The organism is Myxococcus llanfairpwllgwyngyllgogerychwyrndrobwllllantysiliogogogochensis (genome assembly GCF_006636215.1).
Lineage (GTDB): Bacteria > Myxococcota > Myxococcia > Myxococcales > Myxococcaceae > Myxococcus > Myxococcus llanfairpwllgwyngyllgogerychwyrndrobwllllantysiliogogogochensis.
The window spans coordinates 1-477 of record NZ_VIFM01000717.1 but is presented as its reverse complement, the minus strand read 5'-3'; the positions used below and the strand labels follow the sequence as shown (position 1 = coordinate 477).

Genomic DNA, 477 nt, shown 5'->3' with positions numbered 1-477 from the left:
GACAAACATACTGCTCGACGAGATCGAGATCGTGCTGAAGACCGCGGGCTTGGAGGTGAAGCGTGCCGGAAGCAAGTCGATCTGGGAGCATGGCGTCGGCGCGGTTTACGCCGGTCTCATCCGCAGCGTCGCGACCGACTCGTGGATGGGCATGGCCAACGCACTTTCCTTCTGTGGGGGGGGAAATTCCTGGGTGAACGAGAACTCGCGTGCCAATACTGGCGACGTGGTGGCGCGATTTGAGGCAGCGATCGAATCGGCGCCGAGCGACAAATCGCGCAAGCTGGCGGTGGCGATGCGCGAAGGCTACCTATCGTGGTCGGAGCAAGCCCGCAAGAATCGGGTGAACCTGGTCCTATACGGGATCACCGGGTTTCTCGGGCCCTACTGCAAGGAGCCGCAGCGCAAGCTGCTCGATCTCATGCAGGCGACCTTCACCGGGCGCTTGCAGGGGAGCCTTCTTCAGCGCCTCAACAC

General features: G+C 62.3%; 1 protein-coding gene. It reads left to right on the top strand.

Annotation, left to right across the window (positions count from 1 at the left end; translation table 11 throughout):
• Positions 1-477: hypothetical protein (locus FJV41_RS53045; RefSeq protein ID WP_181791570.1), on the top strand; the 477-nt coding region annotated here is incomplete at both ends.